This window comes from Comamonas sp. FUJ_7, from assembly GCF_057369555.1.
In genome coordinates this window covers 173,412-198,628 of the sequence record NZ_JBXXZI010000002.1, presented here as the reverse complement: position 1 = coordinate 198,628, position 25,217 = coordinate 173,412, and the positions used below count along the sequence as shown (strand labels likewise).

Genomic DNA, 25,217 nt, shown 5'->3' with positions numbered 1-25,217 from the left:
TCCCTGGGGCCATTCGAGCATGGCGCGAGGCGAACTCACGCCATGTAGGAGCAAGTCCTCAAAGCACCGCACTTCCGGAGCATGCCATCACTAAAACTTCCTAAATAGCGCAAAACTCTCAAAAAGATAGCTATCAACGCCTGATACATAAGCACTAGCGTGCTTTTTCATTCATAGAATTCATGCGCAAGTGCCAAGGGCTTCACTGTATCGAGTACCAGCCAATCACTCGAAAAGTCAGGCCACCCAGCGCGCCAGAGCTTGCTCGTCGCTGACCCGCGCATCCACCCAGCGTGCGCCCTGCCCGGTCTGCTCTTTTTTCCAGAACGGGGCTTCGGACTTCAGGTAATCCATGATGTATTCGCAGGCCTCAAACGACTTGCCGCGGTGGGCACTGGTTACAGCCACCAGAACAATCTGATCCATGGGCTGCAGCAGGCCGATACGATGGATCACGCGCGCACCAAAGATGCCAAACCGCTCCACGGCCTTGTCGAGGATGGCTTCGATGGATTTTTCGGTCATGCCCGGGTAGTGCTCCAACTCCATGCTGGAGACCGCATCGCCCTCGTTGCGGTCACGCACCGTACCGACAAAGCTGCAGACCGCGCCCACGCGCGCATCGCCAGCGCGCAAGGCGGCAATCTCGGCCGAAAGGTCAAAGTCCTGGGTCTGAATGAAAACACGTGCAGCAGTCATACCTGCATTGTCGCAGGCTCGCCGCAAAGCGGCTGGCTTGCAAAAGGCCGCAACACCTCAGATGCTCAAGGCACCACACCCTGCATGGCTTGCGCGACAGCGAGGGTTATGCGTGCAGGCCCTGACATAGGCATGAGCTGCGCATTAGCATTGCACCATGGCCACACAAACCATCAACCTGCCGGAGTACACGCTGTACCCCTCTCCACGCAATGAGCACCGGATGATTTTCGAGTTCCAGCTCTTTGTGCCCTATCCCTATGAGCTGATCCACCTGCCCGACTACAACTTCAAGGGCAAGGCCACGCTGTTTGCTGCCCATCGCAAGCGCGACAACAAGTCAGGGCAGCTCATCACCTGCGAGTTCTCGGCGGATATCGAGCGCTTCGAGCGCTTGTTCGAGCCAAGCTAAGGGATCGCTTCATGGACGAAACCAGCCAGATACAGCCGCCCCCCAGCTTTGCGGAACTGTTTCGCACACGCAGCGGCAAGCTCTCAGCCTCCATTGCCGAGGTCGTAGCCCGCTATGAACTCTGCGAAGACCTTGCCAGCCATTTGACGGAGCAGGCCCAGACGCTCTATCACTCGGGCAACTCTTCCGAAGAGCAGGTACTGCTGGGCATGCATAGCGGACTGGCCATGGAAGGCTCCGTCGTCACTGCAGCCGAAGCAGGCTGGATTGTTCAGCGCCTGGCCGAATTGCTGGAATGGCGTTCGCCGCAATTGCCAGCCACCACTTCAGAATAAGCGTCAAATCAGCCTCCAGCGCTTACCCACAAAGCGCTGGCAGCTATCAAAACAAAAAGCCGTGCAGTTCAGCGCACGGCTTTTTTAATGAGCTCACCGCCATCAGGTCTCTGCTGAGCCCTTCGCCTTCCAGTCTGCGTAGCGGTTCAGAATGCGCTGCACCTGACCATGGGTCCACTCTCCGCCCTTGGCCGCAGCAATGCCTCGGGCATTGAGTTCAGCTGCCATAGCACGGTGGGTCAGGCCTTTTTCCTGCAACTGCGCAAACAGCGCTTCGTGCTGCTTGGCAAAGGCATCGGCAGCCGATTTGCGTTTTTCCACCGTGGCGCGGATATTGGCCGCCCCCGCGGTTCCCAGTTTCATCCCGCGCTCGCGCGCTTCGGCCAGCGCCTTGCGGGTACGGGCGCTGATATCCGGGTTCACTTCGGTAGATGGCAAATCGGCAATTGAGGTCATGGCATTACAGGAGGGGTATAGCTCAGGGTCTGACCCAGGAACCATAACAGGAACAGCACCACCGGCGCATGAACCAGCAACTGCACAAAGTTGTAGCCAATCAGGTCACGCGCCTTCAAGCCCAGCACGCCCAGCAGCGGCAGCATGTAGAAGGGATTGATCAGATTGGGCAGAGCCTCAGCGGCGTTATAGATCTGCACGGCCCAGCCCAGGTGGTACTGCAGGTCATTGGCCACTTGCATGACGTAAGGCGCTTCCACAATCCACTTGCCACCGCCCGAAGGCAGGAAGAAGCCCAGCACGGCAGAGTAAGTGCCCATCAGCAGCGCATAGGTGTCATGCGTGGCAAAGCTGGTGAAGAAGGTGGAGATATGGTGGGCAATGCTGGCACCGTCCACGCCCTTGACGTCCGTCATGATGGCTGCAATAGCACCATACAGCGGGAACTGAATCAGCACACCGGTCGTAGTAGGCACGGCACGCGCCACGGCATCGAGGAAGCTGCGCGGACGCCAGTGCAGCAGCGCACCAGCCATGAGGAACAGCAGGTTGTAGGTGTTCAGACCCGAAATCGCCTGAATGAAAGGCTTGCTTGAGAACTCCTCCACCATCCAGCCCACCGTCAGCGCCACCATCATGATGATGAGAATGGGGCTGTACTCCAGCCATTCACCGGGGCGGCTGGGCTTTTTGACTTCCTGTACCACTTCTTCGGCCAGATCAACCTGGCACTGAGCAGCATCACGCGCCGACTTTTCACCGGGGGCTGTCATGTAAGCCACGACGATGGAGATGATCATCAGCACGGCCAGCATCACGCCAGACTGCCACAAGAAAATGGTCTCGGTAAACGGAATCACACCGGTAATGGCCAGGATTCCAGGAGGCAAGCTGGCCGGGTTGGCCTGCAGCTGTGCGGCTGACGACGAAATGCCCAGCGCCCACACAGCCCCCAGGCCCAGATAGACGGCTGCGCCCGCAGCGCGGTAGTCCATCTTGATGTCGGTGCGACGCGCCAGCGCCTTGACCAGCAGGCCGCCAAACACCAGGCTCAGACCCCAGTTCAGCAACGATGCGGTCAGCGACACGAAAGCCACCCAAGCCACGGCGCCACGACCGGTCTTGGGCACGAGGGCCAGGGAATGGATCAGCTTGGAGGCGGGCTTGGAGCTGGCCACCACATAGCCACCAATCACCACAAACGCCATCTGCATGGTGAAGGGAATCAGGCTCCAGAAGCCTTTGCCAAAGGCCTTGCTGGTTTCAGCCGCAGGCGCGCCAATAGCAAAGGCGGCCAGCACCACGATAAAGATGCCAACGGCAGCAAACACCCAGGAATCCGGGAACCACTTTTCCGCCCAGCTGGCGCAGCGCATGGCAAAGCGCGCAGAGCGGGTTTCCTCCATATTGACGTGAGTTGTCATGAGTAAGCGCTTTCTGTCTCTCTTGTAGAAAGCGCGGATTGTCCAAAATGAATCTCGTCAGATTCATGAAAACTCACCCATGAAAACCCTAGTAAGCAATCTCACCATTGCGGCTGTCACCTACCTGCGGGCACAAAAAAGCCTGCACAGGCGACCGTGGAGGCCTTTGGGGAAGAGAAGCTAAATTTCTCTCCGCTGTCAGCCACCGGTGACTGGGGGGAAGAAGGCCACTTCGTCGCCGCTTTTCAGCACTGCATCATCAGCGCATATGTCTTGATTCAGCGCCATACGCACCGCACGGCCTTCTGCCAGCACCTGGGCTGCAGCTTCGCTCTGGCCCATCAGCTCTGCACGCAGTGCCCCAACCGTCGGCGCTGCACTCTGCAGACTTTGGCTGCCCGTACCCATGGCTTCACGGATGGATGCGAAATAACGCACGGTAATCTGGTTCATCTCATTACTCCTTCAGGCCATGAGTTCGGAAAACGGGACAAAGCGCACGCTGTCGCCCTGGGCAATGGTGGTTCCTGCGGGGTTGTCCACTACACCATCACCCCAGGCCGTGGAAGTCAGCACGCCCGAGCTTTGGTTCTTGAACAGCTCCAGCCCGCCACGCTCGTTGTAGCGCACGCGCAGGAATTCGCGGCGCTTGTCGCCCTTGGGCCAAACAAAATCGGCCCGCGCATCGATGGCGCGCGGCAGCACGTTCTGTACGCCCTGCAAACGCAGCAGGAAGGGACGCACCAGCACCTGGAAAGTCACAAAGCTGGACACGGGATTACCGGGCAGACCGATAAAGTGCGCAAAGCCTGTGCCGGACTCGCGATTGACGCGGCCGTAGGCAAACGGCTTGCCGGGCTTGATGTTGATCTGCCAGAGGTCGAGCTGACCCAGCTCCTGCACGGCAGGCTTGATATGGTCTTCCTCACCCACGGACACGCCGCCGCTGGTGACGATCACATCGTGATCCATGGCCGCATCGGCCAACGCGGCCATCGTGGCTTCGCGGTCATCGGGAACAATGCCCAGATCCGTCACCTCGCAGCCCATGCGCAGCAGCAAGGCCCGCAGGAAAAAGCGGTTGCTGTTGTAGATGCTGCCGGGCTTCATGTCCTGCGGCGCCACGGTGCCTGGCATGACCAGCTCATCGCCGGTAGAGAACAGCGCCACGCGCGGCTTGCGCGCAACATTCAACTGGGCAAAGCCCATGCTGGCCGCCAGGCCCAGGTGGGCGGGTGTGAGGCGAGTTCCTGCCTCGATCACCGTCGCGCCCTGGCGAATGTCTTCACCCGAACGGCGAATCCACTGACCCGCTACAGGCTGGGCCTTGATGCGCACGCGGCCATCTTCCAGCACTTCGCAGTCTTCCTGCATGACGATGGCATCCGCACCCGCGGGCACGGGCGCGCCGGTAAAGATGCGGGCTACAGAACCGGCAGCCAAAGCATCAGGCGCAGTGCCTGCTGGAATGCGCTGGGACACGAACAGCACGGCATCACTACTCGCGCATTCAGCGGCACGCACGGCATAGCCATCCATGGCCGAGTTGTCCTGGGGCGGCACCTGAAGCGGCGAAATCGCGTCTTGCAGCAGCACCCGACCATCGGCGTCAAAGGTGTCCACCATCTGGCTGCCCGCCATGGGTTGGGCATGGGCCAGCAGCTCCTGCAGTGCATCGTCCAGCGGCTTCAATGGCTTGCGATTGGTGTGGGGTGCTTGCATTGCGATGTCTTTCCTTCGTTCTTGTATTGCAGAGAGTCCGCGTGAGCGATCAGCCATTGCAGCACAAGCTGCGGCTGGTTCAAGTCCAGCACTGGCTGGGTGGGTGTTTGCGGCAGAGCATGGACAGCATCGGTGGCCACGGCCAGCACCCTGGCGTCATGTGGATACAGGGGCTCGATGCTCTTGCCCTTGTCCAGGCGGTCTTGCTGCTGCCGCCAGACCTCGACCTTGGGCAAATCGCCGTGCTTGAAGCCTTCGACCAGCACCCAGTCCACGCTCGCGTCCAGCTGCGCCAGCATGTCATGCACGCTGAACTCAGTCGGCTGCTCATATTCACGCATCAGCGCCATGCGCTGGTCAGACGCCAGTAGCACCTCGTAAGCTCCAGCCTTGCGGTGGCGCCAGCTGTCCTTGCCTTCGCGGTCCACATCAAAGTGATGATGGGCATGCTTGATGACCGAGACCTTGAGGCCTTGCTGCTTCATCAGCGCCACCAGAGCCTCGACCAGAGTGGTCTTGCCTGCGCCCGAATACCCGGCAAAGCCTATGACCTTCATATACGTTTTGCTCTCTTCCAAATAGCAACCGGCGCTTGGTAGCCAAGCGCCGGCATGTATTTTGACCTCAACCGAAAACCGCATCAGTGGCCATGGGCGCTGCCCAAGGACAGAGGCAGCGAGCAAAGGCCGCCCTGCGGCGAGGCTGCCGTCCCCTGCGGGATGGCGCAAAGCGCCTCAGGGGGAAAGTCATTTCACTTGCAGTTGGCTTCAATAAAGGCCTTGACCTGATTCACATCGGAAGCCATAACGACAACGCGCTTGGGCAGGTCTTCAATGCCATTGAACTTGGCGGGACGATCGGGCAAGCGGCCCAGGGCCTCTTCGATGGTGGCCGCAAACTTGATGGGCAAAGCGGTTTCCAGCACCAGCATGGGCTCTGCACCCAAATGCTCGCGTGCCACCTTCACACCGTCGGCGGTGTGGGTGTCGATCATCTGGCCAAAGCGCTCGTAGGTGTCCTTGATGGTGGCAAGGCGGTCGGCGTGCGTGCTCTTGCCACTCACAAAACCGTACTTGGCGGCAGCATCCTTGAAGGCTGGATCGGCACTCAGATCGAACTTGCCCGCCTTCGCCACGCCTTCGGCAAACAGCTGCTTGGTGCGTGCACCGTCACGGCCGACCAAGTCGAACACAAAGCGCTCAAAGTTGCTGGCCTTGCTGATGTCCATCGAGGGGCTCGATGTTTCGTAAGTGTTGGCCGAACCACGCACCTGATAGACGCCGGTGCGGAAAAACTCGTCCAGCACATCGTTTTCGTTGGTGGCCACCACCAGCTTGGCAATCGGCAGCCCCATCTGGCGTGCCACATGGCCAGCGCAGATATTGCCAAAGTTACCCGATGGCACGGTGAAGCTGACCTTCTGGTCGTTGCTCTGGGTGGCTTGCAGGTAGCCGGCAAAGTAGTACACCACTTGGGCCAGCAGACGTGCCCAGTTGATGGAGTTGACGGTGCCAATCTTGTACTGCGCCTTGAACGCGTGGTCGTTGCTAACGGCCTTGACGATGTCCTGGCAGTCGTCAAACACGCCTTCGATGGCGATGTTGTGGATGTTCTCGTCCTGCAGGCTGAACATCTGCGCCTGCTGGAAGGGGCTCATGCGGCCATGCGGGCTGGTCATGAAGACGCGCACGCCTTTTTTGCCGCGCATGGCGTATTCGGCCGCGCTGCCTGTATCGCCAGATGTGGCGCCCAGAATGTTCAGCTCTTCATTGCGGCGGGCCAGTTCGTACTCGAACAGATTGCCCAGCAGTTGCATGGCCATGTCCTTGAAGGCCAGCGTGGGGCCGTTGGACAGGGCTTCGATGTGCAGCACGCCATCGAGCTGACGCACGGGCACGATGGCATCCGTGCCGAACACTTCCTTGGTGTATGTCTTAGCGCACAGGGACTGCAGATCGGCTGCGGGAATGTCGTCGATGTACAGCGACAGAATCTCGAACGCCAGCGCGGCGTAGCCCTTGGTTGCCAGCGTGGTGCGCAGCTGGGTCAGCTTGTCATCGCTGATCTGGGGGTACTCAACCGGCAGGTACAGGCCGCCATCAGGCGCCAGGCCTTCGAGCAGGATGTCACAAAAACGCTTGCGGTCAGCGTGACCGCGGGTGGACAGATAAAGCATGGTGCTTCCTCGTCAATATTCAGGGACTGGCACAGCATCTGCACCAGGGCGGCTTTCGCCAGAGACACCGCGCAAGGGCCGCCCCGCCGCGCTGGTGTCGTCCTCCTCCGGTGCGTAGCACCAGAGAGGGGGAAGGCGCAAAGCGCCTCAGGAGGTGAACTCAGTTCAGCTCTTCTTTGCGGATGCGAGTAATGGGAGCCAGCACCGTAGGCAGGCTCTGGATTTCGGCCAAAGCCTTGTCCATATCGCCTTCGCGTGTTTCGTGGGTCAGGATGATCAGATCGGTCTGGGTCGACCCCTCGCCACCCACTTCATCAGCTTCGCGCTGCAGCACGGCGTCGATGCTGATACCCGCCCCCGCCAGCAGGCCGGTGATCTTGGCCAGTACACCGGCTTCATCGGCCACGCGGATGCGCAGGTAGTAGCTGGTGATGACTTCGGCCATGGGCAAAACGGGCAACTCATTGCCTGCGGCAGCCAGGGTGTTGGACTGGAAGGCCAGCGCAGGCACGCTGTGCGCAGGGTCAGCGCCGTGCAGGCGGGCAATGTCCACCAGGTCAGCGATCACAGCAGAAGCCGTAGGCTCGGAACCCGCACCCTTGCCGTAGTACAGCGTGGTGCCCACGGCGTCACCGTTCACAACCACGGCGTTCATCGCGCCTTCCACATTGGCAATCAGGCGCTTGGAAGGCACGAGCGAGGGGTGAACGCGCAGCTCAACACCCTTGTCGGTGCGCTTGGTGATGCCCAGCAGCTTGATGCGGTAGCCTAGTTGTTCGGCGTACTTGATGTCGGCACCGGCTAATTTTGTGATGCCTTCCACATAGGCCTTGTCGAACTGCACGGGAATACCGAAGGCAATCGCGCTCATCAGCGTGGCCTTGTGGGCAGCGTCCACACCTTCGATGTCGAAGGTGGGGTCGGCTTCAGCGTAACCCAGACGCTGGGCTTCTTTCAGCACCACGTCGAAGTCCAGGCCCTTGTCGCGCATTTCGGACAGGATGAAGTTGGTCGTGCCGTTGATGATGCCGGCCACCCACTGGATGGAGTTGGCCGTCAGGCCTTCGCGCAGTGCCTTGATGATGGGAATGCCACCGGCCACGGCCGCTTCATAGGCCACGATCACACCCTTCTCGGCGGCAGCCTTGAAGATTTCCGTGCCATGCACGGCCAGCAGCGCCTTGTTGGCGGTCACCACATGCTTGCCGGCGGCAATGGCTTCCAGCACCAGGGCCTTGGCAATGCCGTAGCCGCCAATCAGCTCAACCACCACGTCGATATCGGGGTTGGCGATGATTTCACGGGCATCACCGACGACCTTGGCCTTGTCACCCACCACGCTCTTGGCGCGTTCGGTATCCAAGTCGGCCACCATGGTAATTTCAATGCCACGACCCGCACGACGGCGAATCTCGTCTTGGTTGCGTTCCAGCACATTGAAAGTACCGCTACCTACGGTGCCAATGCCCAACAGGCCTACTTGGATGGGTTTCATAAGTTCTAAGGTCAAAAAAGCGCTGAAGCGCTTGATTATCAAGCGCCACCAGCTATCAAAAAGAAAGTTTTATGCGGCTTTCTCTGCCTTGGCTGGCTTGGCCAGCTTCTCTGCAGGAACCACCTTGGGCTTATCCGTGCCATGGCGCTTGCGGTACTTCTCTAGGAAGGCCGCCAGACGGTTGATGGCTTCACGCAGGTCGGCCTCATGCGGCAAGAAGACAATGCGGAAGTGATCGGGATTGGGCCAGTTAAAACCCGTGCCCTGCACCAGCATGACCTTGGTGTCCTGCAGCACCTCAAGGAAGAATTCCTGGTCATCCTTGATCGGATAGACCTCGGGGTCCAGGCGCGGGAACATGTACAGAGCGCCCTGAGGCTTGACGCAGGACACGCCGGGAATGGCGTTAATCAGCTCCCAGGCCAGATCGCGCTGCACACGCAGGCGACCGCCCTCCTGCACCAAAGCATCGATGCTTTGATGACCGCCCAATGCCGTCTGCACGGCCCATTGGCCGGGCACGTTGGCGCACAGGCGCATGTTGGAGAGCATGTTCAGGCCTTCGATGTAATCCTTGGCAGGCTTTTTGTCGCCAGAGATCACCATCCAGCCCGCGCGGTAACCGCAGCTACGGTAAGCCTTGGACAGGGAATTGAAGGTAATGGTCAGCACATCGGTGGACAGGCTAGCCAGCGGGGTGTGCACCACATCGTCGTACAGCACCTTGTCATAGACCTCATCGGCGAAGATCACCAGACCGTGCTCGCGCGCCAGCTCGACAATTTCCAGCAGCAGCTCTTTGCTGTACAGCGCGCCTGTCGGGTTGTTGGGGTTGATGACGACGATACCCTTGGTGCGCGGCGTGATCTTGGAGCGGATGTCCGCCATATTGGGCATCCAACCATTGGCCTCATCGCACATGTAATGCACGGGTGTGCCACCCGACAGGCTGGTTGCAGCCGTCCACAGCGGATAGTCGGGTGCGGGCAACAGCATCTCGTCACCGTTGTCCAGCAGCGCATTGGTCGCCAGGCTGATCAGCTCGGATGCACCATTGCCCAGATAGATGTCATCCAGCGTCACGCCCTTGATACCCTGATGCTGCGTCTCGTGCATCACGGCCTTGCGGGCGGCGAAGATACCCTTACTATCCGAATAGCCTGCCGAGTTGGGCAGGTTGCGGATCATGTCCTGCTGGACTTCTTCAGGGGCATCGAAGCCGAACACGGCCAGATTGCCGATGTTGAGCTTGATGATCTTCTGGCCGTCGTCCTCCATCTTCTTCGCCGCGTCCATGATCGGCCCGCGGATGTCGTAACAGACGTTTGCTAATTTGGCGGATTTGAGAACGGTTTTCATGCGAATCTATGCAAAAGGATTTCAGGCACGCCATGACGCAGCAAACGCCATGGTGAAACCTATAATTTGAACACAGTTCCGCGCTGCAGCAATGTCCCCCACCCTCGCCGTATGGAGACAGCAGCCATCGCCCCTCTCCTGCGCGCCGATTGCGCACACTCTTGACCATGAAATTCCAGACTGACAAATCCGATGCGCAGACCATCACCGCCTATGGCCCGGGCTGGATTGCCGTCGACAAGCATAACCATGAGACCAGTTTGCTGGTGGGCTCACGTGGTCTGCTGACGCCATGGAACTGCACCCGCTTCGAAGACCTGACGGCTGAGCACTTCGAAGAGCTTGCCAAGCTGGATGTGGAAGTTGTGCTCTTTGGCAGCGGTAGCAAGAACCGCTTTCCGCCCGTAGCCTGGCTCAAGCCCTTGATGTCCAAGCGAATTGGACTGGAATCAATGGACACCGCGTCCGCGTGTCGCACGTACAACGTACTGGCAAGCGAGGGGAGAAACGTGGTTGCAGCCCTGCTGCTAGCATAGACTTGTACGCATCTATTGAGAAAAATACGTATTTCAGGGTAAAATCGCAGGTTGCGGTTGGGGGCGATCGATTGATAAAAACAAAAATACCACCGACGCCCTCGGCATTTCAACGAACACACCCGAGAGATACAAGCGCATGGCGATCGTTGTCAACAAACCCCTCCCAGAATTTGAAGCCAACGCGACCGGCGGCATCAAGGTGTCCAACACCTCGCACAATGGCCAAATTCTGATCCTGTATTTCTACCCCAAAGACAATACGCCCGGTTGTACCACGGAAGCTATGCAATTCCGCGACAAGTACAAAGATTTTGTCAAGGCTGGCGCGACGGTGTTTGGCGTGTCCCGTGACAACATGAACTCGCACAACGACTTCAAGGAAAAGCTGGAACTGCCTTTTGAGCTGATTGCAGACACCGAAGAGAAGATGTGCCACATGTTTGGCGTGGTCAAGAACAAGATCATGTACGGCAAGAAGGTCAAGGGCATTGAGCGCTCTACCTTCCTGGTCGGCGCAGACGGCATCCTGGCACAAGAGTGGCGCGGCCTGAAGGTTCCCGGTCACGTGGATGAAGTGCTCAAGGCCGTCAAGGCTCTGAAGGCACAAGACAAGAAGGTTGCCTAAGCCTCCTGCTTTGACCCGGATTCTGTGCCGCTTCATAGCAGCCTAGTATTTCAAGGTCTTTAAACAAAGCATCACAGCAAATACCGCGTTACAGCCCCTCAGGCTATGCATAATGGCTTCATGCCTCAGTGCAACGCAGCATTTCTGTTCACCCTCCCAAAGCCGCCCGGGTTTCCTGGCGGCTTTGTGCTTTTTGAATCTTGTTGAGAAACGGCTCGCCTACTATGCCCCTGCCTCCCGCCCCTGGCCACCGCGCCGCCAAGCTCCCCGCAGAAGCCTTTTCATCCAGCCGCAAAACAGCCAAGAAAACCGCTTCGCCTGATGATGATCTAAGCCTCTCCAGAACCATCGACACCGCAACTCCTCTATCCGGCGCAAGCACTGCCATTGCCACCACGACCAGCACAAAACCCCGTCGCAGCAAGGCAACCACGCTTGCCAAGCAGGAATCCCCTGCGCGCGCCAGCACAGCCACAACCAAGACCAGCGCCAAAGCCAGCCCCAGCAAGGCAGCCAAGCCTGTGCGTCGCACGCGCAATGCGCGCAGCGGGCCAACCACCTTGTTCGTGCTGGACACCAATGTGCTGCTGCACGACCCCAGCAGCCTGTTCCGCTTTGAAGAGCACGACATCTTCCTGCCCATGGTGGTGCTGGAAGAGCTGGACAACCACAAAAAGGGCATGACCGAAGTGGCGCGCAATGGCCGCCAAGTCAGCCGCACTCTGGATTCGCTGGTTGCCTCCCAAGCAGACGATGGCCTGGAAAAAGGCCTGCCGCTGAACGCCACCGGCCAGAAGAGCGCCACGGGAACACTGTACTTCCAGACCAACCCGCTGGATGCCGCCCTGCCCGACAGCCTCCCCCAAGGCAAAGCCGACAATCAGATTCTGGGCGTGGTCGCCGCCCTGCGCGAACAGCATAAAGACCGCGAAGTGGTGCTGGTGTCCAAGGACATCAATATGCGCGTCAAGGCGCGCGCATTGGGCCTGGCCGCCGAGGACTACCAAAACGACAAGGTGCTGGAAGACGGCGATCTGCTGTACTCCGGCGCTCTGGCCCTGCCCGCAGACTTCTGGAGCAAGGCCGGCAAGAATGTGGAGAGCTGGCAGGAAGGCTCCATTACCTTCTACCGCGTCAGCGGTGCCGTGGTGGACTCGCTGATGATCAATCAGTTCGTCTACTACGAAGCCCCCGGCGAGCCTAGCCTTTACATGCGCGTGACCGAGATCCGCGACAGAACGGCAGTTCTCAAGACATTGCGCGACTTCGGCAACCCCAAGAATGCCGTCTGGGGTGTGTCCACCCGCAATCGCGAGCAGAACTTCGCCATGAATCTGCTGGTCAATCCCGAGGTGGACTTTGTCACGCTGACAGGCACCGCCGGCACCGGCAAGACCTTGCTGGCCCTGGCCGCCGGCCTGGCCCAGGTTCTGGATGAGCGCCGCTACACCGAGATCATCATGACCCGCGCAACAGTGAGCGTGGGCGAGGACATTGGCTTTCTGCCCGGCACCGAAGAGGAAAAAATGGGCCCCTGGATGGGCGCGCTGGACGACAACCTGGAGTTTCTGGCCAAGGGCGACGGCGGCAATGCCGGCGAATGGGGGCGCGCTGCCACCAACGAGCTGATTCGCAGCCGCATCAAGATCAAGAGCATGAACTTCATGCGCGGCCGCACTTTCCTGAACAAGTACGTCATCATCGACGAGGCCCAGAACCTGACACCCAAGCAGATGAAGACCCTGATCACGCGTGCCGGCCCCGGCACCAAGATCATCTGCATGGGCAATCTGGCGCAGATCGATACGCCGTATCTGACCGAAGGCAGCTCGGGCCTGACCTATGTGGTGGACCGCTTCAAGGGCTGGCCTCACAGCGGCCACATCACGCTGGCACGCGGCGAGCGTTCGCGCCTGGCGGACTTCGCCAGCGAGGTACTGTAAGTGGCAGGCTGGATCACAGCGCTTAAGCTGGTCCCCTGGAGCGAGGTCATTAAGGCCACGCCCCAGGTGGTAAAGGCCGCGCAAAGCATGCTCAAGAAAACAGATGCCCAGGAGGAAGCACGCGAGCAGCAAGCCGGTACAGGCGGTGCATCTCAGCGCATCTCAGCCCCCAGCTCTGCAGGCGAACAGGCCTTGCTGCTGATCCAGCAGCAGGAAGAGCGCATCGCCCAGCTGGAGCAAGCCCAGCGTCAGTCGCTGGAGATTATCGAAAAGCTGGCCCAGCAGAACACCCAGATCGTCGCCACTGTAGGCGCGCTGCGTACAGGTGCCCAGCGCCTGGCATGGGCCTGCGGCATTCTGGGCGTCTGCCTGATTGGTCTCACTATTTACGTTTTCAGACTCTGAAAGCGCCAGCAAAGCGGCCAAAGCCGTCATTCACATCAAAGCCCGCACAGCCTATGGCCTGCGGGCTTTTTAATGGTCAAAAACAATTTGATAGCTTGCTGCGCATGTACTGCCTCAAATTCATATTCATAGATATAAGAATTTGAGACCCTACGTGCGCTGGCAGCTATGATTTTTAATATTCGTCGGTGCCGTAGCCTTGCGCCAGATTCTCGAAGCGCGTCTGGTTCTTCTGGAAAAACAGCTTCACCGTACCCGTGGGCCCGTTACGCTGCTTGCCGATGATGACTTCGGCAATATTGGGCTCTTTGCTCTCTTTGTTGTAGTAGTCGTCGCGGTAGATGAACATGATGATGTCAGCGTCCTGCTCAATGGCTCCCGATTCACGCAGGTCGGACATCATGGGGCGCTTGTCGGTGCGCTGCTCCACCGAACGGTTGAGCTGAGACAGTGCAATCACCGGGCACTGCAGCTCCTTGGCCAGCATCTTCAAACCCCGGGAGATTTCACCCAGCTCGGTCGCCCGGTTGTCACTGCTGGAGCCGCCGCCGGAGCCACTCATCAGCTGCAAATAGTCCACCACGATCAGGCCCAGCTTGCCGCACTGGCGCGCCAGACGGCGGGCGTTGGCACGCAGCTCGGTGGGCGACAAGCCCGGTGTTTCATCAATATGCAGACTCACAGTGCGCAGACGCTCGATCGCCTCCGTCAGACGCGGCCATTCATCATCGCTGAGCTTGCCGGTGCGCAGATTGCCCTGATTGACGCGGCCAATCGAGCCGACGATACGAACCGCCAGCTGGGCCGCGCCCATTTCCATGGAGAAGATGGCAACGGGCAAACCTTCGTTGAGCGCCACATGTTCGGCAATATTCACGGCAAACGAGGTCTTGCCCATGGAGGGGCGGGCCGCCAGCACCACCATATCGCCGGCCTGCAAGCCCGAGGTCATGCGATCGAGATCAACAAAACCCGTGGGAACGCCCGTCACGTCCATGGGGTTGTCGGCCATCTCCTGAACGCGGTCCAGCAGGTCCACCACCAGAGAGTCCAGCGACTGAAAGCCCTGCTTGTTGCGCGCACCTTCTTCGCCGATGGCCATGATTTTTTGCTCGGCCTCGTCGAGCACGCGCTCCACCGTCTTACCCTGCGGATTGAAGGCGTTGGTGGCAATTTCATCGCTGGCCGTGACCAGCTTGCGCAAGATGGCACGCTCGCGCACGATTTCCGCATAGCGGCGGATATTGCTGGCACTGGGCACATATTGCGCCAGCTGGTTCAGGTACATCAGGCCACCGATTTCCTCGGCCTTGCCCATGCCCTGCAAGTGCTCGTACACCGTGATCACGTCAGCCGGCTTGCTGGCGTTGATCAGTTTGCTGATCGCCTCAAAAATCAGCTTGTGCTCATGGCGATAAAAGTCGCCTTCACCGAGCAAGTCACCCACGCGGTCCCAGGCATTGTTATCCAGCAGCAGACCACCCAACACCGAAGACTCCGACTCCATGGAGTGCGGAGGAACACGCAGCTGCGCCACTTGCGGATCCGCGGACGGAGCCGGCGCGAAAGCATCATCTTCCAGATCAAGCGGGGGCATAACAGACGACATGAGACTCCTAGAGACAAGCTCGCCATCGTAGCCTGAGGCGAGCACAACGTCACGACGCAATCAATAAAACACCAATTAGGCTTTGTGCTTTGCCAAAAAGCAAAAAACCGCCCGAGGGCGGCTTCTTGCCAATTCAGAACAGAGTCTGGATTAGGAGTGGTCGCCGAACACGGAGACAGACACTTCAGCAGACACGTCTGTGTGCAGAGTCACAACCACAGTAGCGTCACCAACCATCTTGATAGGACCGTTGGGCATGCGAACCTGTGCCTTGTGCACTGCGAAGCCGGCCTTGGTCAGCTCTTCAGCGATATCAGCATTGGTGATGGAACCAAACAGACGGCCGTCAACGCCCGCCTTTTGAGTGATCTTCACGGAAACGCCGTTCAGCTTTTCGCCCAGTTCTTGAGCAGCAGCCAGCTTCTCAGCAGCAGCCTTTTCCAGATCAGCGCGCTTGGCTTCGAATTCAGCCTTGGCAGCAGCAGTAGCGCGGCGAGCAGCGCCGGTGGGGATCAGGAAGTTACGTGCGTAGCCGTCCTTGACCTTGACGATATCGCCCAGGTTACCCAGGTTCACAACCTTGTCGAGCAGAATGATTTGCATGGTTCGGCTCCTTAGATCTTGTGCTGGTCAGAGTAGGGCAGCATGGCCAGGAAGCGAGCGCGCTTGATGGCTGTGTTCAGCTGACGCTGGTAGATAGCGCGCGTGCCGGTCAGGCGAGCGGGCACGATCTTGCCGTTTTCAGCGATGAAGTCACGCAGTGTGTCCACATCCTTGTAGTCGATTTCTTCGACGCCGGCGACGGTGAAGCGGCAAAAGCGCTTGCGCTTGAACAGCAGCGACTGGGTGTTGCGCTTAGGACGCTTGTCCTTGTTGAATTTCTTGAACGTGGCCATTACTGGACCTCTTGAAAATTAATTTTGTTGAATATCCTGAATGTGCAAAACCACCATCTTGCTGTTGCGTGGCGTGGCCAGAAAACCTTGAAAGGTCCATTGACTACCAGGCTCTTGGCGTGCCAGCTTTTCAGCCAGGGCACCAAAGGCAACAGCTTTGACAGATGCAGTGACGTTGCGCACATTGCCCAGCTCTTGCTGCTGCGAACTGTGTTCAATTCGCAAGTCCAGCGCAGGCAATCCGGCGGGGGTGTAGCGCAAAGCAGCTTGCTCTGCGAGGCATCCCGTTAACACAACGCGGTTTTCCACTCCTTCAGTATCTGAATGCCGAAAGCGAGAGCTTAAGCGTGCTCAGCCTGGTTGGCCTTGCGAGCTTCTTCGCGCTCCACGCTCTTCATCATGGCGGAAGGAGCTGTATCAGCCTTCTTCTTCTGCACAGTCAGGTGACGCAGCACAGCATCGTTGAACTTGAAGGCGTGTTCCAGTTCAGCCATCACAGCCTGGTCGGCTTCGATGTTCAGGCACAGGTAGTGAGCCTTGGCGAGCTTGTTGATCATGTAAGCCAGCTGACGACGGCCCCAGTCTTCTTCGCGGTGCACCTTACCGCCACCAGCGGCGATCATGCCCTTGTAGCGCTCCAGCATCGCGGGAACTTGCTCGCTTTGATCCGGATGGATCAACAAAATGATTTCGTAATGACGCATAACGACTCCTTTTGGGTAAACGCCGCCCACTGCGTCTGTAGCGGTGCGGCAAGGCAAAACGTGAGATTGTAGCTCAGCCACAGACTTTCCATACACTTTCAGCCCTATAAACCTGCAGTTACCATTGGTCAATCTAGGCAAGCGGCCTGGAAAGTGCAGGCGCTCGCATTCAATTTATTGCCTGCAAAGGCTGCTGGCGCCTTTGTGCTCGCTCATGGAATGAATATTCATGAATTCAAGTCTTGAAATCTTCCCGCAGGCGCACATCTAGCTAGAAATAGCTTGTCTTCAGTTTTGAGAAACCTTCATCACCTATGACCGAGAACAATACCCCCAACACCATCAACGACGCCAGCCCAGAAGAGCTGGAAGCCGCAATGGCAGCCAATGCGTCGGACGAACTGGGTCGTCTGCAGGCTGAACTGGAAGAGCTCAAGGCCAAAAGCACCGATCTGGCAGACCAATACCTGCGCGCTAAGGCCGAAGCCGAAAATATGCGCCGCCGCGCCGAAGAAGAAGTCTCCAAGGCACGCAAGTTCGGCATTGAGAGCTTCGCTGAAAGCCTGTTGCCCGTGATTGATAGCCTAGATGCCGCGCTGGCCATCCAGAACGCCACCCCAGAGCAGCTGCGCGAAGGTTCGGACGCCACCCTGCGCCAGCTGATCTCCGCCCTGGAACGCAACAAGGTCTTGGCCATCAACCCCGCCGTAGGCGAGAAGTTCGATCCTCACCACCACCAAGCCATCTCCATGGTTGCCGCAGACCAGCCCGCCAACACCGTAGTGACCGTGCTGCAAAAGGGCTATGTGATTGCCGATCGCATCCTGCGCCCTGCGCTAGTGACCGTCGCTCAAGGCTAAGCAATTACCGTCACGGGCAAAAATTGTGATTAAAGGCTCTTGAAGCCTGCCCCACCGCCCACAAGTGACGATCAAGCAAACATTCACAGATTACGGAGAGAATTATGGGAAAAATCATCGGTATTGACCTGGGCACCACCAACAGCTGCGTGTCCATCATGGAAGGCAACAACACCCGCGTGATCGAAAACAGCGAAGGCGCACGCACCACGCCTTCGATCATTGCGTATCAAGAAGACGGCGAAATCCTGGTGGGCGCTTCTGCCAAGCGCCAAGCTGTGACCAACCCCAAGAACACCATCTACGCCGCCAAGCGCCTGATCGGCCGCAAGTTCGACGAAGCTGAAGTGCAAAAGGACATTGACCTGATGCCTTTCCAGATCGTCAAGGCCGACAATGGCGACGCCTGGGTGCAAGTGCGTGACCAGAAGCTGGCTCCTCCTCAGATCTCCGCAGAAGTGCTGCGCAAGATGAAGAAGACTGCCGAAGACTTCCTGGGCGAACCCGTGACCGAGGCCGTCATCACCGTGCCCGCCTACTTCAACGACGCTCAGCGCCAGGCCACCAAGGACGCTGGCCGTATCGCCGGCCTGGAAGTCAAGCGCATCATCAACGAGCCTACCGCTGCTGCCCTGGCCTTTGGCCTGGACAAGGCGGGCAAGGCCGACCGCAAGGTGGCCGTGTATGACCTGGGCGGCGGTACTTTCGACGTGTCCATCATCGAAATCGCCGACGTGGACGGCGAAAAGCAGTTCGAAGTGCTGTCGACCAACGGCGACACCTTCCTGGGCGGTGAAGACTTTGACCAGCGCATCATCAACTACATCATCGACGAGTTCAAGAAAGAGCAAGGCGTTGATCTGTCCAAGGACGTACTGGCTCTGCAGCGTCTGAAGGAAGCCGCTGAAAAGGCCAAGATCGAGCTGTCGAACTCCGCACAGACCGATATCAACCTGCCCTATATCACTGCCGATGCCACAGGCCCCAAGCACCTGAACATCAAGCTGACCCGTGCCAAGCTGGAGTCGCTGGTGGACGACCTGATCGAGCGCACCATCGCTCCTTGCCGCACCGCCATCAAGGATGCCGGCATCTCCGTGTCCGACATCGATGACATCATCCTGGTCGGCGGTATGAGCCGCATGCCCAAGGTGCAGGAAAAGGTCAAGGAATTCTTCGGCAAGGATCCCCGCAAGGACGTGAACCCTGACGAAGCCGTGGCCGTGGGCGCTGCCGTTCAAGGCCAGGTGCTGGGTGGCGAGCGTTCCGACGTGCTGCTGCTGGACGTGACTCCTCTGTCCCTGGGTATCGAAACCCTGGGCGGCGTCATGACCAAGATGATCACCAAGAACACGACCATCCCCACCAAGTTCGCGCAGACTTTCTCCACTGCTGAAGACAACCAGCCTGCCGTGACCATCAAGGTGTTCCAGGGTGAGCGTGAAATCGCCAGCGCCAACAAGATGCTGGGCGAATTCAACCTGGAAGGCATCCCGCCCGCTGGTCGTGGCGTGCCTCAGATTGAAGTGACCTTCGACATCGACGCCAACGGCATCTTGAACGTCTCTGCCAAGGACAAGGCTTCCGGCAAGGAAAACAAGATCACCATCAAGGCCAACTCCGGTCTGTCGGACGAAGAGATCCAGCAAATGGTCAAGGATGCTGAACTTAATGCAGCCGACGACAAGAAGAAGCTGGAGCTGGTGACTGCCAAGAACCAGGGTGAAGCCGCAGTTCACAGCGTCAACAAGAGCCTGTCTGAGCACGGTGACAAGCTGGACGCCGCTGAAAAGAGCGCTATCGAAGCCGCCGTCAAGGAGCTGGAAGAGGCTCTGAAGGGCGAGGACAAGGACGCCATTGACGCCAAGACCACAGCGCTGATGACTGCCGCGCAGAAGCTGGGCGAGAAGATGTACGCCGACGCACAGGCCGCAGGTGGCGCCGAAGCCGCTGCTGCAGCTGGTGCTGCCGGAGCCAGTGCATCCGCCGCAGCCTCCGACGACAACGTCGTTGATGCTGAAGTCAAGGAAGTCAAGAAGGACTAAGCGCGGGCAGGTCCTGGCCTCAAACCACTGACCGCTTGCCGCCGCGCCATGCTCTGCCAAGGGCTGGCGCGGCGTTGCTGTTCTATCTGACCGGAAATCAACATGTCCAAACGTGACTATTACGAAGTTCTGGGCGTTGCCAAAAGCGCCTCGGACGATGAAATCAAAAAGGCCTATCGCAAGCTGGCGATGAAGTACCACCCTGACCGCAATCAGGGTGATGCCGCCAAGGAAGCCGAGGAAAAATTCAAGGAGGTCAAAGAGGCCTACGAGATGCTTTCCGACGGCCAAAAGCGTGCGGCGTATGACCAGTACGGCCACGCTGGCGTGGACCCCAACCGTGGCATGGGCGGCGGCGAAGGCTTTGGCGGTTTTGCCGAAGCCTTTGGCGATATCTTTGGCGACATGTTCAACCAAGGCCGTGGCGGTCGTGGTGGCCGCCAAGTCTATCGCGGTAACGACCTCAGCTATTCCATGGAAATCACCCTGGAAGAAGCCGCCAAGGGCAAGGATGCGCAAATCCGCATACCCAGCTGGGATAACTGCGACACCTGCAGCGGCAGCGGCGCCAAGCCCGGCACCAGTATCAAGACCTGCTCTACCTGTAACGGCATGGGCACGGTGCAGATGCGCCAGGGCTTCTTCAGCGTCCAGCAGACCTGCCCGCACTGCCGTGGCACAGGCAAGATCATTCCCGAGCCCTGCACATCCTGCGGCGGCCAAGGCAAGGTCAAGCGCCAAAAGACGCTGGAAGTGAAGATTCCAGCCGGCATCGACGACGGCATGCGCATTCGCTCGGCTGGCAACGGCGAGCCCGGCACCAATGGCGGCCCTGCAGGCGATCTTTATATCGAGATTCGCGTCAAAGACCACGACATCTTCGAGCGCGATGGCGACGACCTGCATTGCGATGTGCCCGTGAGCTTCATCACGGCAGCGCTGGGTGGCGAGATCGAAGTGCCGACACTGCAAGGCAAGGCTGCGATCGACATTCCCGAAGGCACGCAAGCCGGCAAGCAGTTTCGCCTGCGCGGCAAGGGCATCAAGGGCATTCGCTCCAGCTACCCCGGTGACCTGTACTGCCACATCGTGGTGGAGACACCGGTCAAGCTGACCGAGTACCAGCGCAAGCTGCTGAAGGACCTGGATGAATCGCTCAAAAAAGGCGGCTCCAAGCACTCTCCCAGTGGCGAAAGCTGGACGGATCGTCTCAAGAGTTTTTTCAGCTAAGTTCGAGCCCCACAAAAAAGCCCATCAGCTATGTCCTGATGGGCTTTTTTCATAAGCAAGAAATTACTCCTTGCTCGGCTTCCAGTTACGCGCCTCACGCTGCACCTTCACGCGCTCTGCTGGATTGAGCGTTTGCTCGGCAGCCTGTAGCCGGCTGCCCAGCGATGCATCTTTGGCCTGCGCCACGGAGAGCCAGAAGTACGCTCTACCCAAATCTTTTTGCACGCCCAGGCCGCTGGCATACATGGCTGCCAGATTGGATTGCGCCAAGGTGTAGCCCTGCTTGGCCGCCCGGTCAAACCAGCGTGCAGCCTGGGCTGCATCCTGAGCCACCCCCTGCCCATTGGCATACAAAAAGCCCAGCGATGACTGTGCCGACGGATTCCCCTGGTTTGCAGACTTTTCCAGCCACTGCGCTGCACGCGTCAGGTCTTGCGGTACCAAAGCGCCCACGGCATAAATCATGCCGGCGTTGTACTGGGCATCGGCATGGCCTTGGGCGGCAGCCTTGTCAAACCAATGCAACGCAGCAACCCCATCCTCCTTGACGCCTCGGCCGCTGGAGAGCATCACGCCCAGGCTGTACTGCCCGGAGGCTTCACCGCTTTGGGCCGAGCGCTCAAACCATTGCACTGCCTGCGCATCATCTTGTGGCGCCCCCCGACCTTCGGCATACATCAGTCCCAGGTTGTTCTGCGCAATGCCATCGCCCTGATCCGCAGCCTTACGGTACCAATGCACAGCCTGCGCCTCATCCTGAGCCACGCCTCGCCCATTGGCATACAGCACCCCCAAATCGGACTGTGCAGGTGCATAGCCCTGATCAGCAGCCTTGCGATACCACTGCACGGCCAGGGGCAGATCTTGCTTCACCCCTTTGCCAAAACGATAGCGTGAGCCCAGCAGGTATTGCGCCTTGGCATCTCCTTCCTGGGCGGCGGCACGGATAGTTGCCAGCTCCTTGGCATCTTCTGCCTGATCGGACTTGGCCTCAGGTGTCCAGTGCTCACGCCCCAGCGGCGCTGCGGCAGCGGCTCCTGCAGCAGCTGCTGCTCCCACCGCGGCCGCCCGGCCGGCACGTGATTTTTTACCGACTTTGCCAGATTGAGAGGCGGGCTTGGCCGAAGACTTGGCACCCTTGGCCTTGGCTTGCTTGGAGGATTTTGCAGGTGCTGCTGCACTGGACTTGGCCTGGGTCTTACCTTTGGCCATGGCGGGCAAGGTGACTCCCGAGCCCAGCGCCAAGGCGGCGGCCAGCAGGCAGGCTTGCCCCCAATACATGGATTGGCGAGAAGCAAGCCCACCTATAGTGGAGACAGGCCGTTCTGAAGGTTCACTTTCGGACATCGGATGATTGGGAGCAGTCATGACTCTCATTTTTGCAGCGAATGGCCCAGACGCCGGCTGCTTTACTGACGATTTACTTTGAAAATGCCGCGACGGCGACACACGGATATTTTGTGGCTATCCAGCACTTGCCTCTCTCGCCTAGCCAGCAAACGAGGGACTACATGACAAGCGGCGCCATGCCTGGCAACAGGCAAGCCAAGAGTGCATGCAGGCCTTCTCAGGAGACTTCAAGCCCTTTCGGGCTCAAATGCCCTCTGCATCTAGGGCTGCAGCTATCAAAATACAAGTGTTTGGCTTCAAAAAGTCTCTTCTTGATTGACCGCTTCCCCCAAGCCATCGCCCATCAAGAAACAAGCCATCGTCAAAATTCACCCATCTCCATATGCGACATCTCATTAGAAGATGGATTTATCGAAATTAATCGGTAAAAATGGCTTCAACTTCTCGAAACGAGAAGACTTAAGCCTCCACATGAAGAATTCAGAGCGCAGTTTTGCGCGCCGCATCGACCTCACCTCGCTTCAACTGTTCGTCGCCGTGTGCGAGTTGGGCAGCATTGGCCGCGCAGCCGAACGCGAGTTCATTGCCGCCTCGGCCGTGAGCAAGCGCCTGTCCGACCTGGAAGCGACGGTGGACACCGCCCTCCTCTACCGTCACAGCCGTGGCGTGACATTGACCCCTGCCGGCGAGAGCCTGCTGCACCATGCGCGCAACGTGCTCTATGGGCTGGAGCGCATGCAGGGTGAACTCTCCGAGTACGCAGAAGGCGTACGCGGCCATGTGCGCATGCACGCCAATATGTCGGCCATTGTCCAGTTTCTGCCCGAGGACCTGGGCGCCTTTGCCCGTGAGCACAGCCAGATCAAGATCGACCTGCAGGAACACCTGAGCCCCGATGTACTGAGCGCCGTGGCAGAAGGCACGGCCGATATCGGCATCTGCACTCTGGGCAATATCAAGAGCAGCGAAGGCAATCAGGCCACCGTACAGCTGGCGCAAGGCAATGTAACGCTGCAATACCGCCCTTACCGCGCCGACCGCCTGGTGGTGGTCGTGCCTGAGCGCCACGCACTGGCTGCTCGCGAGAGCGTGGCCTTCTCCGAAGTACTGGAATGGGACATCGTGGGCCTGCACGCAGGCTCGTCCATCAGCCTGGCAATGCGCTCCGCTGCAGCCCAGGCCGGCCACCCTCTGCACCAGCGCATTCAGGTCACCAGCCTGGACGCCATGTGCCGCATGATCGACAACGGCCTGGGTCTGGGCCTGGTGCCCGACCGCGCCTTTGAACTGATGCACGGCGTGGGCCAGTTGCGTGCCGTGCAACTGACGGATGACTGGGCACACCGCGAACTGTGTGTAGTCGCCCGCGACTTTGAGGCCCTGCCCGTCACCACGCGCCTGCTGGTCGACCACTTGTGCCCTACCAGCATCAAGGCCTGAAGCCAGCCGCTTCACGCCCAAACCGAATAAACCACCCAACAACTCCAACTCACGAGAGCAAAGCACCATGGGACGCACCCTCTACGACAAGATTTTTGACGAACACGTCGTGCATACCGAGGAAGACGGCACCTCCGTCCTCTACATCGACCGCCATCTGGTGCACGAAGTCACCAGCCCCCAGGCCTTCGAAGGCCTGCGCATGGCGGGCCGCAAGCTGTGGCGCGTCAGCTCCGTGGTGGCGACTGCCGACCACAACACCCCCACCGACGGCTGGGAGCGCGGCTATGACGGCATTGCCGACCCCATCAGCAAGGAGCAGATCACCACGCTGAACAGCAATATCGCCGAGTTCGGCTCGGCCGCCTTCTTCCCCTTCATGGACAAAGGCCAGGGCATTGTTCACGTCATGGGCCCAGAGCAAGGCGCCACCCTGCCCGGCATGACCGTGGTCTGCGGCGACAGCCACACCTCCACCCACGGGGCTTTCGGCGCACTGGCGCACGGCATCGGCACCTCCGAAGTCGAGCACGTGATGGCCACCCAGACCCTGCTGGCCAAGAAGGCCAAGAACATGCTGGTGCAGGTCAACGGCAAGGTAGCTCCTGGCATCACCGCCAAGGACATCGTGCTGGCCATCATCGGCAAGATCGGCACTGCGGGCGGAACGGGTTACACCATCGAATTTGCTGGCGAAGCCATTCGCGACCTGAGCATGGAAGGCCGCATGACCGTCTGCAACATGGCTATCGAAGGTGGCGCACGCGCCGGCCTGGTGGCCGTGGACGACAAGACCATTGCCTATGTGAAGGGCCGGCCTCTGGCCCCCACTGGCGCCGAGTGGGATGCCGCCGTCGCCTACTGGAAGACGCTGCACTCCGACGCCGACGCCCAATTCGACCGCGTGGTGGAGCTGAATGCGGCCGACATCGTGCCGCAGGTCACCTGGGGCACCTCGCCCGAAATGGTGCTGGGCGTGGACGCCGTGGTGCCCGATCCCGATAAGGAAAAGGATGCCAACAAGCGCGGCGCCATCGAGCGCGCGCTGGCCTATATGGATCTGCAACCCGGCAAGCCTCTGAGCGACATCTTTGTCGACAAAGTGTTCATCGGCTCCTGCACCAACAGCCGCATCGAAGACATCCGCGAAGCCGCTGCCGTCGTCAAGAACCTGGGCCAAAAGGTCGCTAAGAACATCAAGCTGGCCATGGTCGTGCCCGGCTCCGGTCTGGTGAAGGCGCAGGCCGAAGCCGAAGGTCTGGACAAAATCTTTGTGGCTGCAGGCTTTGAATGGCGCGAACCCGGCTGCTCCATGTGCTTGGCGATGAATGCCGACCGCCTGGAGCCCGGCGAGCGCTGCGCATCGACCAGCAACCGCAACTTCGAAGGCCGCCAGGGCGCCGGTGGCCGCACCCACCTTGTGAGCCCCGCCATGGCAGCTGCGGCCGCCATCCACGGTCATTTCGTTGACATTCGCCAGTTCGCTTAAGCGG

At 59.3% G+C, this 25,217-nt stretch carries 26 protein-coding genes; 11 read left to right on the top strand and 15 right to left on the bottom strand.

What is annotated here, in order from left to right; genetic code table 11:
• Nucleotides 1-237: 237 nt before the first annotated feature.
• Nucleotides 238-699, bottom strand: a complete 462-nt coding sequence (locus AC2I9W_RS04640) for a molybdenum cofactor biosynthesis protein MoaE (protein WP_486408869.1) — start codon at nucleotides 697-699, stop codon at nucleotides 238-240.
• A gap of 157 nt (nucleotides 700-856) precedes the next feature.
• Here AC2I9W_RS04640 and AC2I9W_RS04635 point away from each other — a divergent pair, with 157 nt between their 5' ends.
• Together AC2I9W_RS04635 and AC2I9W_RS04630 are read left to right on the top strand one after the other, a co-directional pair.
• The gene (locus AC2I9W_RS04635; protein ID WP_158390186.1) at nucleotides 857-1,111 is read left to right on the top strand and encodes a hypothetical protein; all 255 of its coding nucleotides are present in this window, start codon (nucleotides 857-859) and stop codon (nucleotides 1,109-1,111) included.
• 11 nt (nucleotides 1,112-1,122) lie between these two features.
• On the top strand, nucleotides 1,123-1,446 hold the full coding sequence (locus AC2I9W_RS04630; protein WP_486408868.1) for a hypothetical protein: 324 nt from the start codon (nucleotides 1,123-1,125) through the stop codon (nucleotides 1,444-1,446).
• A 102-nt stretch (nucleotides 1,447-1,548) separates the two neighbouring features.
• Here the strand turns inward: AC2I9W_RS04630 and AC2I9W_RS04625 are convergent, their stop codons facing one another.
• From AC2I9W_RS04625 to AC2I9W_RS04590, 8 genes are all read right to left on the bottom strand, one after another.
• Nucleotides 1,549-1,902: a recombinase family protein gene (locus tag AC2I9W_RS04625; protein ID WP_486408867.1), complete on the bottom strand. Its 354-nt coding sequence runs from the start codon at nucleotides 1,900-1,902 to the stop codon at nucleotides 1,549-1,551.
• Nucleotides 1,899-3,326, bottom strand: a complete 1,428-nt coding sequence (locus AC2I9W_RS04620) for a short-chain fatty acid transporter (protein WP_486408866.1) — start codon at nucleotides 3,324-3,326, stop codon at nucleotides 1,899-1,901. Before AC2I9W_RS04620 ends, AC2I9W_RS04625 begins: the two co-directional genes overlap by 4 nt.
• Nucleotides 3,327-3,524: 198 nt before the next feature.
• Nucleotides 3,525-3,779 carry a molybdopterin converting factor subunit 1 gene (gene moaD / locus AC2I9W_RS04615; RefSeq protein ID WP_486408865.1) on the bottom strand — a complete coding sequence of 85 codons (255 nt, stop codon included), beginning with the start codon at nucleotides 3,777-3,779 and terminating at the stop codon, nucleotides 3,525-3,527.
• A 12-nt stretch (nucleotides 3,780-3,791) separates the two neighbouring features.
• Nucleotides 3,792-5,048, bottom strand: a complete 1,257-nt coding sequence (locus AC2I9W_RS04610; RefSeq protein WP_486408864.1) for a molybdopterin molybdotransferase MoeA — start codon at nucleotides 5,046-5,048, stop codon at nucleotides 3,792-3,794.
• Nucleotides 5,015-5,605, bottom strand: a complete 591-nt coding sequence (mobB, locus tag AC2I9W_RS04605; RefSeq protein ID WP_486408863.1) for a molybdopterin-guanine dinucleotide biosynthesis protein B — start codon at nucleotides 5,603-5,605, stop codon at nucleotides 5,015-5,017. Before mobB ends, AC2I9W_RS04610 begins: the two co-directional genes overlap by 34 nt.
• A 194-nt stretch (nucleotides 5,606-5,799) precedes the next feature.
• The gene (gene thrC, locus AC2I9W_RS04600; RefSeq protein WP_486408862.1) at nucleotides 5,800-7,224 is read right to left on the bottom strand and encodes a threonine synthase; all 1,425 of its coding nucleotides are present in this window, start codon (nucleotides 7,222-7,224) and stop codon (nucleotides 5,800-5,802) included.
• A gap of 160 nt (nucleotides 7,225-7,384) precedes the next feature.
• On the bottom strand, nucleotides 7,385-8,719 hold the full coding sequence (locus tag AC2I9W_RS04595) for a homoserine dehydrogenase (protein ID WP_486408861.1): 1,335 nt from the start codon (nucleotides 8,717-8,719) through the stop codon (nucleotides 7,385-7,387).
• Nucleotides 8,720-8,788: 69 nt separating this feature from the next.
• On the bottom strand, nucleotides 8,789-10,078 hold the full coding sequence (locus tag AC2I9W_RS04590; RefSeq protein WP_486408860.1) for a pyridoxal phosphate-dependent aminotransferase: 1,290 nt from the start codon (nucleotides 10,076-10,078) through the stop codon (nucleotides 8,789-8,791).
• A 167-nt stretch (nucleotides 10,079-10,245) separates the two neighbouring features.
• Here AC2I9W_RS04590 and AC2I9W_RS04585 point away from each other — a divergent pair, with 167 nt between their 5' ends.
• The 4 genes from AC2I9W_RS04585 to AC2I9W_RS04570 all read left to right on the top strand — a co-directional run bounded on the left by AC2I9W_RS04585 (nucleotide 10,246) and on the right by AC2I9W_RS04570 (nucleotide 13,590).
• Nucleotides 10,246-10,614 carry an Mth938-like domain-containing protein gene (locus AC2I9W_RS04585; protein WP_486408859.1) on the top strand — a complete coding sequence of 123 codons (369 nt, stop codon included), beginning with the start codon at nucleotides 10,246-10,248 and terminating at the stop codon, nucleotides 10,612-10,614.
• 139 nt (nucleotides 10,615-10,753) lie between these two features.
• A complete protein-coding gene (locus AC2I9W_RS04580) occupies nucleotides 10,754-11,242 on the top strand; it encodes a peroxiredoxin (protein ID WP_486408858.1) in 489 nt (162 codons plus the stop codon).
• 224 nt (nucleotides 11,243-11,466) lie between these two features.
• The gene (locus AC2I9W_RS04575; protein ID WP_486408857.1) at nucleotides 11,467-13,185 is read left to right on the top strand and encodes a PhoH family protein; all 1,719 of its coding nucleotides are present in this window, start codon (nucleotides 11,467-11,469) and stop codon (nucleotides 13,183-13,185) included.
• Nucleotides 13,186-13,590, top strand: coding sequence for a hypothetical protein (locus tag AC2I9W_RS04570; protein ID WP_486408856.1), 405 nt, complete (start codon nucleotides 13,186-13,188; stop codon nucleotides 13,588-13,590).
• Nucleotides 13,591-13,765: 175 nt separating this feature from the next.
• Here the strand turns inward: AC2I9W_RS04570 and dnaB are convergent, their stop codons facing one another.
• From dnaB to rpsF, 5 genes are all read right to left on the bottom strand, one after another.
• On the bottom strand, nucleotides 13,766-15,199 hold the full coding sequence (gene dnaB, locus AC2I9W_RS04565) for a replicative DNA helicase (RefSeq protein WP_486408855.1): 1,434 nt from the start codon (nucleotides 15,197-15,199) through the stop codon (nucleotides 13,766-13,768).
• 150 nt (nucleotides 15,200-15,349) lie between these two features.
• The gene (gene rplI / locus AC2I9W_RS04560) at nucleotides 15,350-15,802 is read right to left on the bottom strand and encodes a 50S ribosomal protein L9 (protein ID WP_486408854.1); all 453 of its coding nucleotides are present in this window, start codon (nucleotides 15,800-15,802) and stop codon (nucleotides 15,350-15,352) included.
• A gap of 11 nt (nucleotides 15,803-15,813) precedes the next feature.
• Complete coding sequence (gene rpsR / locus AC2I9W_RS04555) at nucleotides 15,814-16,095, bottom strand: 30S ribosomal protein S18 (protein ID WP_003057920.1); 282 nt, start codon at nucleotides 16,093-16,095, stop codon at nucleotides 15,814-15,816.
• 18 nt (nucleotides 16,096-16,113) lie between these two features.
• Entirely contained in the window at nucleotides 16,114-16,404 is a 291-nt protein-coding gene (gene priB / locus AC2I9W_RS04550) for a primosomal replication protein N (protein ID WP_486408853.1), read from the bottom strand.
• Nucleotides 16,405-16,436: 32 nt separating this feature from the next.
• Nucleotides 16,437-16,799, bottom strand: coding sequence for a 30S ribosomal protein S6 (gene rpsF / locus AC2I9W_RS04545; protein ID WP_158390156.1), 363 nt, complete (start codon nucleotides 16,797-16,799; stop codon nucleotides 16,437-16,439).
• Between the two features lie 314 nt (nucleotides 16,800-17,113).
• On the opposite strand from rpsF, the gene grpE reads away from it, so the two are divergent.
• The 3 genes from grpE to dnaJ all read left to right on the top strand — a co-directional run bounded on the left by grpE (nucleotide 17,114) and on the right by dnaJ (nucleotide 20,934).
• A complete protein-coding gene (grpE, locus tag AC2I9W_RS04540) occupies nucleotides 17,114-17,659 on the top strand; it encodes a nucleotide exchange factor GrpE (RefSeq protein ID WP_486408852.1) in 546 nt (181 codons plus the stop codon).
• Nucleotides 17,660-17,763: 104 nt separating this feature from the next.
• Nucleotides 17,764-19,704: a molecular chaperone DnaK gene (gene dnaK, locus AC2I9W_RS04535; RefSeq protein ID WP_486408851.1), complete on the top strand. Its 1,941-nt coding sequence runs from the start codon at nucleotides 17,764-17,766 to the stop codon at nucleotides 19,702-19,704.
• A gap of 102 nt (nucleotides 19,705-19,806) precedes the next feature.
• Complete coding sequence (dnaJ, locus tag AC2I9W_RS04530) at nucleotides 19,807-20,934, top strand: molecular chaperone DnaJ (protein WP_486408850.1); 1,128 nt, start codon at nucleotides 19,807-19,809, stop codon at nucleotides 20,932-20,934.
• Between the two features lie 63 nt (nucleotides 20,935-20,997).
• On the opposite strand, the gene AC2I9W_RS04525 is transcribed toward dnaJ, so the two are convergent.
• Nucleotides 20,998-22,302 carry a tetratricopeptide repeat protein gene (locus AC2I9W_RS04525; RefSeq protein ID WP_486408849.1) on the bottom strand — a complete coding sequence of 435 codons (1,305 nt, stop codon included), beginning with the start codon at nucleotides 22,300-22,302 and terminating at the stop codon, nucleotides 20,998-21,000.
• A 453-nt stretch (nucleotides 22,303-22,755) separates the two neighbouring features.
• Between AC2I9W_RS04525 and AC2I9W_RS04520 the strand changes: the two genes are divergently transcribed.
• Together AC2I9W_RS04520 and leuC are read left to right on the top strand one after the other, a co-directional pair.
• Nucleotides 22,756-23,724, top strand: a complete 969-nt coding sequence (locus AC2I9W_RS04520; RefSeq protein WP_486408848.1) for a LysR family transcriptional regulator — start codon at nucleotides 22,756-22,758, stop codon at nucleotides 23,722-23,724.
• A 67-nt stretch (nucleotides 23,725-23,791) separates the two neighbouring features.
• Nucleotides 23,792-25,213, top strand: a complete 1,422-nt coding sequence (leuC, locus tag AC2I9W_RS04515; RefSeq protein WP_486408847.1) for a 3-isopropylmalate dehydratase large subunit — start codon at nucleotides 23,792-23,794, stop codon at nucleotides 25,211-25,213.
• Nucleotides 25,214-25,217 lie beyond the last annotated feature (4 nt).

Excerpts from the sequence above, each read along its gene's own strand:
- dnaK (WP_486408851.1), top strand. The coding sequence starts at position 17,764 with ATGGGAAAAATCATCGGTATTGACCTGGGCACCACCAACAGCTGCGTG.
- AC2I9W_RS04580 (WP_486408858.1), top strand. The coding sequence starts at position 10,754 with ATGGCGATCGTTGTCAACAAACCCCTCCCAGAATTTGAAGCCAACGCG.
- leuC (WP_486408847.1), top strand. The coding sequence starts at position 23,792 with ATGGGACGCACCCTCTACGACAAGATTTTTGACGAACACGTCGTGCAT.
- dnaJ (WP_486408850.1), top strand. The coding sequence starts at position 19,807 with ATGTCCAAACGTGACTATTACGAAGTTCTGGGCGTTGCCAAAAGCGCC.
- mobB (WP_486408863.1), bottom strand. The coding sequence starts at position 5,605 with ATGAAGGTCATAGGCTTTGCCGGGTATTCGGGCGCAGGCAAGACCACT.
- AC2I9W_RS04640 (WP_486408869.1), bottom strand. The coding sequence starts at position 699 with ATGACTGCTGCACGTGTTTTCATTCAGACCCAGGACTTTGACCTTTCG.
- grpE (WP_486408852.1), top strand. The coding sequence starts at position 17,114 with ATGACCGAGAACAATACCCCCAACACCATCAACGACGCCAGCCCAGAA.
- AC2I9W_RS04575 (WP_486408857.1), top strand. The coding sequence starts at position 11,467 with ATGCCCCTGCCTCCCGCCCCTGGCCACCGCGCCGCCAAGCTCCCCGCA.
- AC2I9W_RS04520 (WP_486408848.1), top strand. The coding sequence starts at position 22,756 with ATGAAGAATTCAGAGCGCAGTTTTGCGCGCCGCATCGACCTCACCTCG.
- thrC (WP_486408862.1), bottom strand. The coding sequence starts at position 7,224 with ATGCTTTATCTGTCCACCCGCGGTCACGCTGACCGCAAGCGTTTTTGT.
- AC2I9W_RS04525 (WP_486408849.1), bottom strand. The coding sequence starts at position 22,302 with ATGACTGCTCCCAATCATCCGATGTCCGAAAGTGAACCTTCAGAACGG.
- AC2I9W_RS04625 (WP_486408867.1), bottom strand. The coding sequence starts at position 1,902 with ATGACCTCAATTGCCGATTTGCCATCTACCGAAGTGAACCCGGATATC.
- AC2I9W_RS04590 (WP_486408860.1), bottom strand. The coding sequence starts at position 10,078 with ATGAAAACCGTTCTCAAATCCGCCAAATTAGCAAACGTCTGTTACGAC.
- rpsF (WP_158390156.1), bottom strand. The coding sequence starts at position 16,799 with ATGCGTCATTACGAAATCATTTTGTTGATCCATCCGGATCAAAGCGAG.
- AC2I9W_RS04635 (WP_158390186.1), top strand. The coding sequence starts at position 857 with ATGGCCACACAAACCATCAACCTGCCGGAGTACACGCTGTACCCCTCT.
- rplI (WP_486408854.1), bottom strand. The coding sequence starts at position 15,802 with ATGCAAATCATTCTGCTCGACAAGGTTGTGAACCTGGGTAACCTGGGC.
- dnaB (WP_486408855.1), bottom strand. The coding sequence starts at position 15,199 with ATGTCGTCTGTTATGCCCCCGCTTGATCTGGAAGATGATGCTTTCGCG.
- rpsR (WP_003057920.1), bottom strand. The coding sequence starts at position 16,095 with ATGGCCACGTTCAAGAAATTCAACAAGGACAAGCGTCCTAAGCGCAAC.
- moaD (WP_486408865.1), bottom strand. The coding sequence starts at position 3,779 with ATGAACCAGATTACCGTGCGTTATTTCGCATCCATCCGTGAAGCCATG.
- AC2I9W_RS04610 (WP_486408864.1), bottom strand. The coding sequence starts at position 5,048 with ATGCAAGCACCCCACACCAATCGCAAGCCATTGAAGCCGCTGGACGAT.
- AC2I9W_RS04630 (WP_486408868.1), top strand. The coding sequence starts at position 1,123 with ATGGACGAAACCAGCCAGATACAGCCGCCCCCCAGCTTTGCGGAACTG.
- AC2I9W_RS04620 (WP_486408866.1), bottom strand. The coding sequence starts at position 3,326 with ATGACAACTCACGTCAATATGGAGGAAACCCGCTCTGCGCGCTTTGCC.
- AC2I9W_RS04585 (WP_486408859.1), top strand. The coding sequence starts at position 10,246 with ATGAAATTCCAGACTGACAAATCCGATGCGCAGACCATCACCGCCTAT.
- AC2I9W_RS04595 (WP_486408861.1), bottom strand. The coding sequence starts at position 8,719 with ATGAAACCCATCCAAGTAGGCCTGTTGGGCATTGGCACCGTAGGTAGC.